The organism is Pantoea sp. AN62 (genome assembly GCF_050432985.1).
Lineage (GTDB): Bacteria > Pseudomonadota > Gammaproteobacteria > Enterobacterales > Enterobacteriaceae > Pantoea > Pantoea brenneri.
This window is the reverse complement of sequence record NZ_JBNPYB010000015.1, coordinates 35,772-50,415: the sequence shown is the minus strand read 5'-3', so window position 1 is coordinate 50,415 and position 14,644 is coordinate 35,772. Positions and strand designations below refer to the sequence as shown.

10 protein-coding genes and 3 tRNA genes are annotated in these 14,644 nt (G+C 57.9%); 4 read left to right on the top strand and 9 right to left on the bottom strand.

Going from position 1 to position 14,644, the window contains the following annotated elements; translation table 11 throughout:
• Nucleotides 1-28 precede the first annotated feature (28 nt).
• Genes miaA through nnr form a run of 5 tightly spaced genes read right to left on the bottom strand, consistent with a single transcriptional unit; the run spans nucleotide 29 to nucleotide 6,535 of the window.
• Nucleotides 29-979, bottom strand: coding sequence for a tRNA (adenosine(37)-N6)-dimethylallyltransferase MiaA (gene miaA, locus FHW04_RS17805; protein ID WP_089561908.1), 951 nt, complete (start codon nucleotides 977-979; stop codon nucleotides 29-31).
• Nucleotides 972-2,825: a DNA mismatch repair endonuclease MutL gene (mutL, locus tag FHW04_RS17800; RefSeq protein WP_094106264.1), complete on the bottom strand. Its 1,854-nt coding sequence runs from the start codon at nucleotides 2,823-2,825 to the stop codon at nucleotides 972-974. The genes miaA and mutL overlap by 8 nt, the downstream gene beginning before the upstream one ends.
• Before the next feature lie 49 nt (nucleotides 2,826-2,874).
• On the bottom strand, nucleotides 2,875-4,545 hold the full coding sequence (amiB, locus tag FHW04_RS17795; protein ID WP_089561907.1) for an N-acetylmuramoyl-L-alanine amidase AmiB: 1,671 nt from the start codon (nucleotides 4,543-4,545) through the stop codon (nucleotides 2,875-2,877).
• The gene (tsaE, locus tag FHW04_RS17790; RefSeq protein WP_031377856.1) at nucleotides 4,542-5,018 is read right to left on the bottom strand and encodes a tRNA (adenosine(37)-N6)-threonylcarbamoyltransferase complex ATPase subunit type 1 TsaE; all 477 of its coding nucleotides are present in this window, start codon (nucleotides 5,016-5,018) and stop codon (nucleotides 4,542-4,544) included. The genes amiB and tsaE overlap by 4 nt, the downstream gene beginning before the upstream one ends.
• On the bottom strand, nucleotides 5,015-6,535 hold the full coding sequence (gene nnr, locus FHW04_RS17785; protein WP_031377857.1) for a bifunctional ADP-dependent NAD(P)H-hydrate dehydratase/NAD(P)H-hydrate epimerase: 1,521 nt from the start codon (nucleotides 6,533-6,535) through the stop codon (nucleotides 5,015-5,017). The genes tsaE and nnr overlap by 4 nt, the downstream gene beginning before the upstream one ends.
• Here nnr and queG point away from each other — a divergent pair.
• The gene (gene queG, locus FHW04_RS17780; RefSeq protein ID WP_031377858.1) at nucleotides 6,534-7,673 is read left to right on the top strand and encodes a tRNA epoxyqueuosine(34) reductase QueG; all 1,140 of its coding nucleotides are present in this window, start codon (nucleotides 6,534-6,536) and stop codon (nucleotides 7,671-7,673) included. The two genes, nnr and queG, sit on opposite strands and share 2 nt — an antisense overlap.
• A gap of 347 nt (nucleotides 7,674-8,020) precedes the next feature.
• On the opposite strand, the gene FHW04_RS17775 is transcribed toward queG, so the two are convergent.
• From FHW04_RS17775 to orn, 4 genes are all read right to left on the bottom strand, one after another.
• Nucleotides 8,021-8,096 (bottom strand) — tRNA-Gly (locus FHW04_RS17775).
• 24 nt (nucleotides 8,097-8,120) lie between these two features.
• Nucleotides 8,121-8,196 (bottom strand) — tRNA-Gly (locus FHW04_RS17770).
• Nucleotides 8,197-8,220: 24 nt separating this feature from the next.
• A tRNA-Gly gene (locus FHW04_RS17765) sits at nucleotides 8,221-8,296 on the bottom strand.
• A gap of 154 nt (nucleotides 8,297-8,450) precedes the next feature.
• Nucleotides 8,451-8,999, bottom strand: coding sequence for an oligoribonuclease (gene orn / locus FHW04_RS17760; RefSeq protein ID WP_089561906.1), 549 nt, complete (start codon nucleotides 8,997-8,999; stop codon nucleotides 8,451-8,453).
• 101 nt (nucleotides 9,000-9,100) lie between these two features.
• Between orn and rsgA the strand changes: the two genes are divergently transcribed.
• From rsgA to mscM, 3 genes are all read left to right on the top strand, one after another.
• Nucleotides 9,101-10,150 carry a small ribosomal subunit biogenesis GTPase RsgA gene (rsgA, locus tag FHW04_RS17755; RefSeq protein WP_069729031.1) on the top strand — a complete coding sequence of 350 codons (1,050 nt, stop codon included), beginning with the start codon at nucleotides 9,101-9,103 and terminating at the stop codon, nucleotides 10,148-10,150.
• A 212-nt stretch (nucleotides 10,151-10,362) separates the two neighbouring features.
• Nucleotides 10,363-11,262 carry an archaetidylserine decarboxylase gene (gene asd, locus FHW04_RS17750; RefSeq protein WP_031375108.1) on the top strand — a complete coding sequence of 300 codons (900 nt, stop codon included), beginning with the start codon at nucleotides 10,363-10,365 and terminating at the stop codon, nucleotides 11,260-11,262.
• A gap of 14 nt (nucleotides 11,263-11,276) precedes the next feature.
• On the top strand, nucleotides 11,277-14,609 hold the full coding sequence (mscM, locus tag FHW04_RS17745) for a miniconductance mechanosensitive channel MscM (protein ID WP_089561905.1): 3,333 nt from the start codon (nucleotides 11,277-11,279) through the stop codon (nucleotides 14,607-14,609).
• Nucleotides 14,610-14,644: the final 35 nt, after the last annotated feature.

The following is a 14,644-nucleotide window of genomic DNA, read 5'->3' as shown; positions in this document are numbered from 1 at the left end:
CGCACGATAACCCGTCAATTGTACACAATCACCCATGCTTCGCACTAAGAACCTGTAGCACCCTGTCACGTGCCAGTTGGGGCTCGTCACTGTCTAACCAGTGAACGTTTTCCCAGCCGCGTAACCAGGTAACCTGACGCTTAGCAAGTTGCCGGGTTGCGCAAATTCCCCGATAAACCATCTCGTCATAATCGATTTCGCCCGATAAATAAGACCACATCTGGCGATAACCAACACAACGAATGGAAGGCATGTCCGTATGCAAATCACCTCGTGCAAACAGGGCCCGAGACTCCGCTTCAAATCCTGACGCCAACATCTGCTCAAAACGCAACGCGATGCGCTGGTGTAACAGCTCGCGGCTCGCGGGGGCGATGGCAAACTGGTACACATCGTAGGGTAACGCTTCACCGGACGTTTTTGTCAGTTCCGTTAAAGTTTTACCCGAAATGAAAAAAACTTCCAGTGCTCGCGAAAGTCTCTGCGGATCATTCGGATGAATACGACTGCCGGCAACCGGGTCGATTTCACACAGCTGGCGGTGTAAAGCTTCCCAGCCTTTTTCACGCGCCGTTTGCTCTATCCGCTGACGAACCTCGGGATCGGCCGAGGGCAACGGCGACAATCCTTCAAGTAACGCCTTGAAGTAGAGCATGGTTCCACCAACAAGCAACGGAATTCGTCCGGCCTGAACGATATCCGCCATTTCTGCTAACGCATCGCGTCGAAACTCGGCCGCCGAATAGGCTTCCGCGGGATCGCGTATGTCCAGCAACCGATGGGGCGCCACTGCTAACTCCTCAGCCGACGGTTTCGCCGTGCCAATATCCATCTGACGATAGATTAAGGCAGAATCTACGCTGATTAGTTCCACTGGCAAATGCTTACGCAGCTCAATCGCTAACGCCGTCTTGCCAGACGCCGTGGGTCCCATCAAAAATATAGCCTTTGGCCGGCCAGCCTGGTTTAGTTCACTCATGCTTCAACGCGTCAATCGCGCTCTCAATCTCTATGGCCTGTATCAGACCTGAAGGCGGCGATTTTAATAACTGTGGACAGAGCCGTTCCAGCTCAGCCAGCAGGTTAATCGCCTGTGAGTGATTCCAGTCAGATGACTCTGCATCCTGACGCCGCGCCAGCCACTGGGCCAGTTGCGTCGCAGAGTTATCTTGCTGCCGGGCGAGATAGCCTAACAGTTCAGGAATCAAGATTTGTAAATTTTGTGTTCGTAACGGTAAAGGAACCGCGCGCAGAGTCACGTGGTCGCCCTCCAGCTGCAGTTCTATTCCCATCTGATTGAGCAGACTGCTGTTTTTCTGTGCAGCCTGCCGCTCGGTCTGGGCAATTTTAAGCCGCACCGGGATCAATAACGGCTGCGGTTTTAAGCCGGTTTCGCCGGGCTGAAGCTGCGCCTGTTTTAACCAGCGCGCCGCCACCGGCAGAGACAGCAGCAGCAGTCTCTGGTCCTGCTCCAGCAACGCATAGTGGTGATGCAGCACCGTCAGTACCCGGCCAAAACTCTGGGCATGCGCCGCCAGCGGTGACGCCTGGACGACGGCACGCGGTGCCGGTTCAGCCGGCTTCGCTGGTGGCGCGCCCGTGGCAGGCGTTTTTAGCAACTGCTGATACACCGCGCCTTCCCGCTGACGATAACCGCTCTCTTTGTTCTGCCAGGCTGGCGCTGGTCCCGGCGTCGGTGCTGCCGGCGCTGACTCGCTGCGACGCGCGGCGGGCTGTGAAAAATGGTTCCCCCCGGCCGCCTGACGATTCTCGGGTTGCCAGCGCGGCGCGGGCTCCTCTGCCTGCAGCGTCGGCAATACCGGGGCCGCGCTCGCCTGTAACACACTCATCACACCCTGATAGATAAAATCATGCACCAGCCGCGACTGATGAAACCGCACCTCATGTTTTGCCGGATGAACGTTGACATCCACCTGGTGCGGATCGATTTCCAGATAGAGCACATAGGCGGGCTGCTGGTCCTCCTGCAGCTGGGTCTGGAAAGCCTGGCGGATCGCGTGATTGATCAGTTTGTCGCGCATCATGCGGCCGTTTACGTAGCAATACTGCAGGTCGCTGACCTGACGCGAACCGGTCGGATCGGCTACCCAGCCGCGCAGTGACAGATCGTCGTGCTGCCAGTCGATGCGTAACGCATGCTGCATAAAGGTCACGCCACAGATGGCTGCCAGCCGTCGTTCGCGCTGGCTCTCTTCACTCACCGCCCGATACTGACGCATCATTTTGCCGTTGTGACTGAGTGAAATCGCCACGTCAAAGCGGGCCAGCGCGATGCGGCGAATCACTTCGTCGATGTGACCAAACTCGGTTTTTTCAGTGCGCATGAATTTGCGGCGTGCCGGGGTGTTGTAAAACAGATCCAGCACTTCCAGCGTGGTGCCGCACGGATGCGCAGCAGGCTTGACCGTCACGGCCATATCTCGCCCTTCGGCATAGGCCTGCCAGGCTTCAGTTTGATCGGCGGTACGTGAGGTCAGAGTCAGGCGAGAGACCGAGCTGATACTGGCCAGCGCTTCGCCCCGGAAACCGAGGCTCATGATCGCCTCCAGGTCATCCAGTGAGGCAATCTTGCTGGTGGCATGGCGGGCCAGTGCCATCGCCAGTTCGCTTTTTACGATGCCGCATCCGTTGTCACGGATGCGTATCAGCTTCGCGCCGCCCTTTTCAATCTCAACATCAATGCGCGTTGCGCCAGCATCAAGGCTGTTTTCCACCAGCTCTTTCACAACCGATGCAGGACGCTCGACCACTTCACCCGCCGCGATCTGGTTCGCCAGTTGCGGCGGTAAAATTTGTATCGGCATGGTGGATATCCTTTTAGCTGATAGCCCGGCGCAGTGGCCGGGCAAACATTCAGGATGCAGGAATTTTCAGGTTCTGCCCCAACATTACGTTGGTCGACTTCAGATTATTGGTCTGCATTATCGCCTTCGGGCTGACGCCGTAGTGGGCGGCAATGCCGGTCAGCGAGTCGCCACGTACCACTTTATGACGGACCACACCGCGCGTGGTGGCTCGCGTGGTCCGGCTGACGGCAGCGCTGGCCGGGACTTTAAGGCGTTGCCCAACCCATACCACATCGCGCTTCAGCTTATTCATCTCACGCAGGGTGGCCATGCTGACGCCATACTTCGCGGCGATGCCAGACAGCGTCTCGCCGCGCGTCACCGTGTGGCGCTGAGTGGCACCGGTATATTGCGTCACGCCGGTCGCCGGGTTGCTGGCGACGCTAACCGCTGGCGACGAGCCCAGCGGCCGGTTTTCCTCCTTTGGGATGGATTGCAGCGGGTGCGCCAGGAAATAAGTGCGCAGACCTTTATAGATCGACTGCGCAATCTTATCCTGGTGTGCGCTACTGCCAAGCAGTCGCTCCTCCGAGGAATTACTGATAAAACCGGTTTCCACTAACAGCGAAGGAATATCCGGCGAACGCAGCACGCCAAGGCTGGCATGCTCTGGTAAGCGTTTATGCAGCGAAGTGACGCCGCGTAATTGCTGCAACACGCGCTGGGCAATGTCATAACCGACACGCTGTGAATGACCAAACTGCAGGTCGAGCACCGCCTGGCTGAGATAAGGGTCCGCCTGACTGTTCGCCAGCAGATCGCCTGCGCCGCCCAGCAGTTCAGACTGTTTCTCTTTCTGCTCCAGCCAGTTAGCCATTTCACTGTTGGCGCGACGGTTCGACAGCACCCAGACCGACGCACCGGTCGCCGCATGGCTTGGCGCGGCATCGGCGTGAATTGAGACCAGCACGTTGGCATTCGCTTTACGCGCCACGTCAGAACGGCCCATCACCGAAATAAAATAGTCGCCATCACGGGTCAGTACGCCTTTGAACATCGGATCGTTATTCAGTAACACCCGCAGCTTACGGGCGATAGCGATGGTGACATTCTTCTCTTTCAGCCCGCGCTGTCCGATAGCGCCGGGGTCCTGACCGCCGTGTCCGGCATCAATCGCCACGATCACCGTGTCGTTGCGGCTGACCGCGCTGCCCGGACGTACCGTGCTGGCTGTGCTGGTGACGGCGGTGACTGGATTGGCGTTAAACGGGTTCGCGGCGGCTGCGCTCTGAACCGGGGCGCGGACCGGCGCAGGATCGGGCGTCGGCGTCGGGCGGGTTACGGCCGGCCGTGAGCCGGTAATGGTAAACACCACGCTGTAGCTGCTGCCGTTACGCTGCGTCACCGCCCGGGTTTTGCCCGGCTGCGTCAGCTCAAACACCAGCCGTACGCTCTGTTTGTCTTTCGGCGTGCTGGTCCGGATGCGCTTTACAATGTTTTCTCCGCTGAAGTTCAGCGGCAGTCCCTGCACCACTCCGCTCTGGCGCACGTCCAGCACCACCCGGTCCGGGTTGCGTAGCGGGAAGAAACCATACACTGGCTGCCCGGCAAAGCTCAGGGTCACCGTGGCCTGGCTATCGCCGTTGGCGACTTTGATATCAGACAGGGTGGCCGCAAACAGCGGCGCGCAGACCAGCAACAGCAGGGTCACTAAGGCTAATTTCATCCGTGACTTCATGCCGGGTCCCTGTGTTGTGCGAGTGACGCAATCCACTGCTCTGCCAGCGGCGTATGGGCCGCCAGCTCCGCTTCACGCGCATCATCGACGTAGCGCAGCGTTAAGGAGAGATCGGGCGGCGGCAGAAACCCTTCGCCCTGCTGTGGCCATTCAACCAGACAGATGGCGTCACCGCTGAAATAGTCGCGGATGCCCATAAATTCCAGCTCTTCCGGGTCGGCCAGCCGATAGAGATCAAAATGATAAAGTGAGCGCTCACCCAGGGTGTAAGGCTCGACCAGCGTGTAGGTTGGGCTTTTTACGTTGCCCTGATGTCCCAGCGCCTGCAGAAAGCCGCGGCTGAAGGTGGTTTTACCCGCCCCCAGATCGCCATAGAGATAAATGACCGCCGCGTTGCCACAGGCACGCGCCAGTTGAGCGCCCAAACCGAGCGTAGCCGCCTCATCGGGCAAAGAAATAACACAGGTCTTCATGCTTCTTGATTCATCTCAGGATTAACAAATTGCCACAGCAGCTCAAGTAAATCAGTTGCCAGCATACCGCGCGTGCCACGTTGTGCCGCCACCGCATCGGCTGCGGCGCCGTGCGCGACGCAGCCGGCACAGGCAGCCTCAAACAGCGCCAGTTTCTGGCCCACCAGCGAAGCGATAATCCCACTCAGGAGATCGCCCATGCCGCCGGAGGCCATACCGGCATTGCCTACATCGGCAAACGCCATTTCACCCTGCTCGCTGGCGATCAGGGTTCCGGCACCTTTCAGTACCACCACGCCGCCGTAGCGCTGGGCTAAGCTCTGCGCTGCATGTAAGCGGTCACTCTCAACTTCACTGGTCTTGATGTTGAGCAAGCGCGCCGCTTCGCCAGGATGCGGCGTAATGATGCGATTCTGACGTTTCTCTGCACTGATTGCCAGCAGGTTAAGTGCATCCGCATCCCAAAGCATCGGCTTTTCGCATTCCGCGACCCGTTCCAGCGCCCGCTTGCCCCAATCCCGCTGCCCAAGGCCCGGTCCAATCGCAATCACATCCGCCCATTCCAGGGCCGCGCTGAGCTGTTCATCGGTTAGTTCATCGACCATGATTTCCGGCCGCGCCGTCAGGATCGGGATAATATTATCCTTGTGAGTAAGTACTCGCACTAACCCGCTGCCGCTGCGTAGCGCTGCTTCTGCCGTCATCCGAACCGCGCCGGCGGTACCGGCATCACCGCCCACCACCAGCAGGCGACCATGATCGCCTTTATGCGAGGTCGGCTTACGCGGTCTGAGCCACTGTGCAAGCGCGCTGGCATCATAGCGCGCCATCGGAGCGGTTTCCGCCGCCAGAAAAGCCTGCAGGCCGAGATCGGCATAGAACAGCTCGCCGATAAAGTCCCGCGCTTTGCCGGTAATCTGGCCCGGCTTAAGCGCCACCACGCTCAGGGTGTGCGTGGCCTGTATCACCTCGCCGGGCGCACTGCCGGTGCTGGCGACTAAGCCGGAAGGCATGTCGATAGCAAGGATCGGCGCAGCATGGGCATTCGCCTGCTGAATCAGGGTGCGGTAAGGTTCGCCCGGCGCGCGATTAATGCCGGTTCCCAGCAGCGCATCGACGATGACCCCGACCTGCTCTGGCCAGGCGGCATCGGCGGCATGAATTTCGCCGCCCGCATCCAGCCAGGCGTCGCGGGCACGTTGCGCCTCCTCGGGCAGCGGTTTCTCACCGTCACAGGCCAGCAGAGTGACCTGCCGGCCCGCCGCCTGCCCCAGACGGGCCACCACGTAGCCATCGCCGCCGTTATTGCCATGACCACACAGGATTAGCCAGTGTCTGGCGTCAGGCCAGCAGGCGTTAAGATGTTCATAGGCTGCCTGTCCGGCGCGCAGCATCAGTTCATATAAGGTGATGCCGAGCGCATCAGCGCCTTCACGCTCCAGCTGCGCCACAGCCTGCGCAGGCCAGACAGAATATGGTAAACTGCGGCTGTTTTTCTTCGAACCCTGGTCACTCATGTCATACCCTCTCGATCTTCATCAACTCGCACAACAGATTAAACAGTGGGGATTGGATCTCGGCTTTCAGCAGGTCGGCATCACCGATACCGATCTGAGTGCGGAAGAGCCGCGTCTTCAGGCGTGGCTGGACAAGCAATATCATGGCGAGATGGAGTGGATGGCGCGCCACGGTATGATGCGGGCGCGTCCGCATGAACTGCTACCCGGTACGCTGCGCGTCATCAGCGTTCGCATGAACTACCTGCCGGCCAAAGCGGCTTTTGCCAGTACGCTGAAAAATCCCCGGCTGGGCTATGTCAGCCGTTATGCACTTGGTCGTGATTACCACAAAGTATTGCGCAATCGACTGAAAAAGCTCGGAGAAATGATCCAGCAGCATTGCGGTGAGCTTAATTTCCGGCCGTTTGTTGACTCCGCCCCGCTGCTTGAGCGCCCGCTGGCGGCCAAAGCCGGACTGGGCTGGACCGGTAAACACTCTTTGATTCTTAATCGCGAGGCGGGTTCATGGTTTTTCCTCGGCGAGCTGCTGATCGATCTGCCGCTGCCGGTGGATACGCCTCAGCCGGAGCAGTGTGGACGCTGCGTCGCCTGCCTGACTATCTGCCCGACCAACGCCATCGTTGAACCCTATGTGGTCGATGCGCGGCGCTGCATCTCCTACCTCACTATCGAACTCGAAGGGGCCATTCCGGAAGAATTTCGTCCGCTGATGGGCAACCGGATTTATGGCTGTGACGATTGTCAGCTGATCTGTCCGTGGAATCGTTACGGGCAGCTCAGCGATGAAAGTGACTTTTCGCCGCGCGCCGCCCTGCATGCGCCCGAACTGATCGATCTGTTTCAATGGGATGAAGCAAAGTTTCTGCGTATTACGGAGGGATCGGCGATTCGGCGCATCGGTCATTTACGCTGGCTGCGCAATATCGCCGTGGCGCTGGGTAATGCGCCCTGGTCATCGGAGATTATTCCGGTGCTGGAGCAGCGGCTGGGTGAGAGTGATTTGCTGGATGAACATATCCGGTGGGCCATCGCCCGGCAGCAGGATAAGCGTCAGCAGGTGGTTATCGACGTGCAGCCCGCACAGCAAAAGCGCCTGGTTCGTGCAGTCGAGAAGGGATTACCGCGTGATGCATGAGTGTACAGCCAGCCGGCAGGATCGCGTTTTCCACATGCTGTGAATAAAAATAAAAAGCCGTTGTCATTCAACTGCCATAAGGCTGATAACGCAGGTAAATAACAATCTGAAATATTTTCATATTGTTAATTATCAACTACTTACCGAAAAGTTGTGTTTATTTAATAATGAGTCTATCGCTTCGGTTAACAGATAAAGCTGTGGATAACTCTGTTCAAAAGCATTTTACAGATCGGGGAATAAGGCGTAAATGAGGGCATGCAGCGCTGTGGATAACCTTCTGGGAACTATCCGGGCCCGCAACAATTAATAACCTGATAATTACTTAATAGGGTCTGACGTAAAACTGGAGCGGGAAACGAGACTCGAACTCGCGACCCCGACCTTGGCAAGGTCGTGCTCTACCAACTGAGCTATTCCCGCATAGAAGGGCACTGCTAAAAAATCTGGAGCGGGAAACGAGACTCGAACTCGCGACCCCGACCTTGGCAAGGTCGTGCTCTACCAACTGAGCTATTCCCGCAAAGAGGGTACTGCTAATTAAATCTGGAGCGGGAAACGAGACTCGAACTCGCGACCCCGACCTTGGCAAGGTCGTGCTCTACCAACTGAGCTATTCCCGCGCCTTGTACCGTTAATAAATTCTTCACCGGTACGGGGTGCGCATTATACGAGAAATCGTTGCTGCTGCAAGCCTCTGAAAGCAAAATTTTGCGCTTTCAGCGCGATTGCCGATTAAAGCAGCAATCTGTCGATTTCCTGCGCACCCGTTGTCGATTAAAGCTGCAAGAAGTGCTCACGGTAGTAAGCCAGCTCCGCCACTGATTCGCGGATGTCATCCAGCGCCTGGTGCGAACCGCTCTTTTTAAAGCCGGGCAGGATATCGGGCTTCCAGCGGCGCGCCAGCTCTTTCAGCGTGCTGACGTCCAGATAACGATAGTGGAAGTAGGCTTCCAGCTCAGGCATGTATTTGAACAGGAAACGCCGATCCTGACCAATGCTATTACCGCAAATCGGCGAGGTGTTGGCCGGTACCCACTGCTGCAGGAAGGCAATGGTCGCCTGCTCCGCTGCCCGATCGTCAATCTGGCTCGCCTTCACCCGCTCCACCAATCCGCTGTTGGTATGGGTGCGAACATTCCAGTCATCCATCAGCGCCAGTTGCGCATCGGACTGGTGCACCGCCATCACCGGGCCTTCCGCCAGGATGTTTAAATTGGCGTCCGTTACCAGGGTGGCAATCTCAATAATACGATCGCGCTCCGGATCCAGTCCGGTCATCTCAAGATCAATCCAGATCAGATTCTGTTCATTTCCAGTAGCCATGCTGTTTCCTGCGGTTGCTGTAGTCGTCATTCAGGATGAATAAGGTGTATCATAGACGTTTTGCCCAGCCGGGCGAAATCTGGCTAACGCTGTGAGGGTGAGTGAGCAAAAATAAACTGTCGAAGGGCCAACAACGTCGCGTAAGCGCTAACCACGATCGCCGTCTCAACCAACGCAGAGAGCGTCCGGATGCGGATGATAATCTGTTTGGTGAAACTGCAGATGGGGTCGTTGTCAGCCGTTTTGGCATGCACGCCGATGTCGAGGACAGCGCAGGCGTCGCCCACCGCTGCAATATTCGCCGCACGATCCGCTCGCTGGTAACCGGCGACCGCGTAATGTGGCGTCCGGCGCTGAGCGGCGGTAAAGGCATTGTCGAGGCGGTGCATGAACGCACCAGCGTGTTAACCCGTCCCGATTTTTATGACGGCGTGAAACCGATCGCCGCCAATATCGATCAGATCATTATCGTGTCGGCGATCCTGCCGGAACTGTCGCTTAACATCATCGACCGCTATCTGGTCGCCAGCGAAACGCTGGATATCGAACCGCTGCTGGTGCTGAACAAAACCGATCTGCTGGATGATAAGGCGCGCGCTTTTGTTGATCAGCAGATGGATATTTATCGCGAGATTGGTTATCGGGTGGTGATGGTTTCCAGCCGGGCGAAAAACGGCCTTGATGAGCTGGAAGCGGCGTTAACTGACCGCGTCAGCATCTTCGCCGGCCAGTCTGGCGTCGGCAAATCCAGCCTGCTGAATGCTCTGCTCGGCCTCGATAAAGAGGAGCAGGTCGCCATTCTGACCAATGAAGTGTCGGATGGCTCCGGACTGGGCCAGCACACCACCACCGCCTCGCGCTTGTACCACTTCCCGCACGGCGGCGATGTGATCGATTCGCCAGGGGTACGTGAGTTCGGTTTATGGCACCTTGAACCGGAACAAATCACCCGTGGATTTGTCGAATTTCGGGCCTACCTCGGCGATTGCAAATTCCGTGACTGTAAGCATGGCAGCGATCCCGGCTGTGCGATCCGTGAAGCGGTAGAGCAAGGTAAAATCAACGTTTCCCGTTTTGATAACTACCACCGCATTCTGGAAAGCATGGCGCAGGTAAAAACGCGTAAAAATTTCCCTGACGGCGATAGTTAACCGGTATAACCGCGTCCTGACCTCAGAGTTTCATCCGCCGCGCGGCGCGACCTACAGCAAAGGGTCGCCGGGCCACAGTGCCACGCGCGGATCGGCCTGCGGCCGATGATTCGCCGCGCGCCATAAATCGGCTATAGTCGCCATCTGACCGGGGCGCTGCTACAATCCGCTCCCTTTTTTATCAACGTCATGAAAATAGCCAGGAGGCTAAGGTGTTTGATCGTTTGAAACTCGGCTTGAATCATATTCTCCCGAAGAAATGGCTGACTGAACTCGCCGGTTGGGGCGCCAGTCGCCGCGGTGGTTGGTTGACCAAACTGGTCATTGACATCTTTGTCTGGTTTTACAAAGTCGACATGGCGGAAGCGCGCAAGCCTGACACCGCCAGCTATCGCACCTTTAACGACTTCTTCGTCCGTCCGTTAAAAGACGATGCGCGTCCGGTGGATGCTGACGCCAACCTGATCGCCCTGCCCGCTGATGGCGCAATCAGCCAGCTCGGCCACATTGATGGCGACCAGATTTTCCAGGCGAAAGGTCATCACTACACGCTTGAAGCCCTGCTGGCCGGTAATGAGCAGATGGCCGCCCGCTTTGTCGACGGCGAGTTCGTGACCACCTATCTGGCACCGCGCGACTATCACCGGGTGCATATGCCGTGCAACGGCATCCTGCGTGAGATGATTTACGTACCTGGCGATCTCTACTCGGTTAATCCGCTGACCGCGCGCAATATTCCTAACCTGTTTGCCCGTAACGAGCGCGTTATCTGCTATTTCGAAACCGATATCGGACCGATGGTGCAGATTCTGGTCGGTGCCACCATTGTCGGCAGCATCGAGACGGTGTGGGCCGGTACCATTACGCCGCCGCGTGAAGGGGTAATTAAGCGCTGGCATTATCCGGCGGCCGATGATGAAGGGGCGGTGGTGCTGCTGAAAGGCCAGGAAATGGGCCGCTTTAAGCTGGGCTCAACCGTTATCAACCTGTTCGCACCTGGCCGGGTTAAACTGGCTGAAAGCCTCGAAGCTGAGAGCAAAACCCGTCTGGGTCAACCGCTGGCGATTGCCCTGCCGGTAGCAACAGACGTTTCCGACGTTATCGTCGACTAAGTTGAGTATCTCCTGTGCGTTCGATTCTCCTCCTGCTGCTGAGCCTGTGGCTCAGCAGCCCGGCCCTTGCGGCCAGCCTGCCTGACGCCAGCCAGCTTAAACAGCAACTGGAAGAGACTAAAGCTGCCAAAAGCTCACCGGCCCAGGCGGAACAAATCCAGTCGATTGAAGCAGCGTTAAACTTCCTCTCTGAACGTGATGACTCGCTGGAGCGCGCCGCGCAATACCAGCAGGTTATTGACGATTTTCCGCGTCTGGCACGCGAGTTACGCCAGCAGATCGCCACGATCGGCGACAGCGCGAAAACCGTGCGCAGCAACATGAGCAGCGCCGAACTGGATCAGGAGATTCTGCAGGTCAGCAGTCAGCTGCTGGAAGAGGGTCGCCAGGCGCAACAGGAGCAGGATCGGGCGCGCGAGATCAGTGACTCACTGTCGCAGTTGCCGCAGCAGCAGACCGAAGCACGCCGCGCCATGACCGAGAGTGAGCGTCGTTTGCAGGGTGCCAGCAACAGCACTTCGCCGCAGGGCCAGCTACAACTGGCGGCGCGTCAGGCGGAAAATGCCGCCAATAAAGCGCGCGTCGATGAGCTGGAACTGGCGCAACTCTCCGCCAACAATCGTCAGGAACTGGCGCGGATGCGGGCCGAAATGCACCAGCGTAAGGCTGCCCAGTTGGATAACTATCTGCAGGCACTGCGCAATCAGCTCAACGATCAACGTCAGCGTGAAGCCGAACTGGCGCTGGCGCGTACCGAACAGCTGGCCGAAAACAGTGGTGATTTGCCACCGGCAATCAGCGATCAATTCCGCATTAACCGCGATCTCTCCGTCGCCCTGAATCAGCAGGCGCAGCGGATGGATCTGGTGGCGTCGCAGCAGCGGCTGGCCACCAATCAAATTATTCAGGTGCGTCAGGCGCTCTCTACCCTGCGCGAACAGTCCCAGTGGCTGGGTGCCTCCAATCTGCTGGGCGAAGCGTTGCGCGCCCAGGTGGCGCGCCTGCCGGAAATGCCAAAGTCTCAGCAGATTGATAATGAGATGGCCCAGTTACGGGTTCAGCGTCTCTCCTATGAAGATCTGCTGGAGCGCCAGGAGGCGCTTCGTAAGGGTCACCAGGCCGATGGCCAGCCCTATACCAGCGAGCAGAAGCGCATCCTTGATGCCCAGCTTCGTACCCAGCGCGAACTGCTTAACTCGCTGATCTCCGGTTGCGATACCTTGATCCTGGAGATCACCAAGCTGAAGGTCGGCAATACACAGCTGCAGGATGCGCTGACCGAAGTGAAAGATGCCACCCACCGTTATCTGTTCTGGACCGCCGACGTCAGCCCGATCGGCCTGAGTTACCCGCTCGATCTGGCTAAGGATCTGTCACGCCTGCTGTCGCTGGATACGCTGGGACAGCTCGGCAAAGCGATGGCAATGATGTTTACCAGCCGCAGCACCGTGCTGCCGATCATTGCCGCCCTGCTGCTGGTCGGCTTTAGCATCAGCTCACGGCGTCACTTCAATGCCTTCCTTGAGCGCTCCGCCAGTAAAGTCGGCAAAGTGACGCAGGATCGCTTCCGGCTGACCATCCGTACCGTTTTCTGGTCGATTCTGGTGGCGCTGCCGCTGCCGGTGTTGTGGGGGACGCTGGGTTATGGTTTGCAGAACGCCTGGCCCTACCCGATTGCGGTCGCCATTGGTGACGGGATTACCGCTACGCTGCCCCTGCTGTGGGCCTTTATGATTAGCGCCGCCTTTGCCCGCCCCAACGGTCTGTTTATCGTTCATTTCCGCTGGCCGCAGAATCGCGTGGCGCGCGCCATGCGCTATTACTCCCTGAGTATCGGGCTGATTGTGCCGCTGATCATGCTGTTAATCGCCTTCAGCAATCTGGAAGATCGCCAGTTCTCCTCGTCACTGGGACGTCTCTGCTTCATTCTGATCTGCGGCGCGATCAGCATCGTCACCGTCAGCCTGAAACGCGCCGGTATTCCGCTCTATCTGGATAAAGAGGGCAACGGCGACAACATGGTCAACCGCATGTTGTGGAACCTGATGATCGCCATGCCGCTGATGGCAGCCCTCGCCTCGGCGATTGGTTACCTGGCGACGGCACAGGCTTTGCTGGCAAGGCTGGAAACCTCGGTAGCCATCTGGTTCCTGCTGCTGGTGATCTATCACATCATCCGCCGCTGGATGTTGATTCAGCGTCGTCGTCTCGGCTTTGACCGCGCCCGTCAGCGTCGTGCTGACATGCTGGCTAACCGTGCGCGCAGCGAAGAAGAGAAAGAGCAAGGCGCACAAAATACCGACGCGATTGAAATCGAAGAGCCGGTAATCGATCTGGATGCCATCAGTGCCCAGTCACTGCGGCTGGTGCGCTCAATCCTGACGCTGATTGCGCTGGTGTCGGTGATCGTACTGTGGTCGGAGATTCACTCCGCGTTCGGCTTTCTGGAGAATATTCAGCTGTGGGATGTCAGCACCTCGGTGCAGGGCGTGGAGTCTATTCAGCCGATCACGCTGGGGTCGGTGCTAATCGCGATTCTGGTGTTTATTATCACTACTCAGCTGGTGCGTAATATGCCGGCGCTGCTGGAGCTGGCACTGCTGCAGCACCTTAACCTGACGCCCGGTACCGGCTACGCCATCACCACGCTGACCAAATATCTGCTGTTGCTGATTGGCGGGCTGATTGGCTTCTCGCTGATCGGCATTGAGTGGTCGAAGTTGCAATGGCTGGTGGCCGCGCTGGGTGTCGGACTGGGTTTTGGTTTGCAGGAAATTTTCGCCAACTTTATCTCGGGTCTGATCATCCTGTTTGAGAAACCGATTCGCATCGGCGATACCGTCACCATTCGCGAGCTGACCGGCAGCATTACCCGCATCAATACGCGCGCTACGACCATTACCGACTGGGACCGCAAAGAGATCATCGTGCCGAATAAGGCCTTTATCACCGAGCAGTTCGTTAACTGGTCGCTGTCAGATTCGGTGACGCGCGTGGTGCTGACCATTCCTGCGCCAGCGAAGGTGAGCAGTGAACAGGTGACCACCATCCTGAAACAGGCTGCTGAACGCTGCAGCTATGTACTGGATACGCCGCCGCCTGAGGCGTTTCTGGTCGATTTACAGCAGGGGATCCAGCTGTTTGAACTGCGCGTGCATGCAGCAGAGATGGGACATCGCATGCCGCTGCGTCACGAACTGCATCAGCTGATTCTGAGCGGATTTGAGCAGCACGGCATTGAGATGCCGTTCCCGCCATTCCAGATGCGGATGGAAACACTGGGCAAGAAGCTGCCGGCCAGCAATGGGGCACCGGCCGCACGCGCCTATAAATCGGGCGGCCTGTAAACGACAACGCCCGGCTTAGCCGGGCGTTGTTGGGT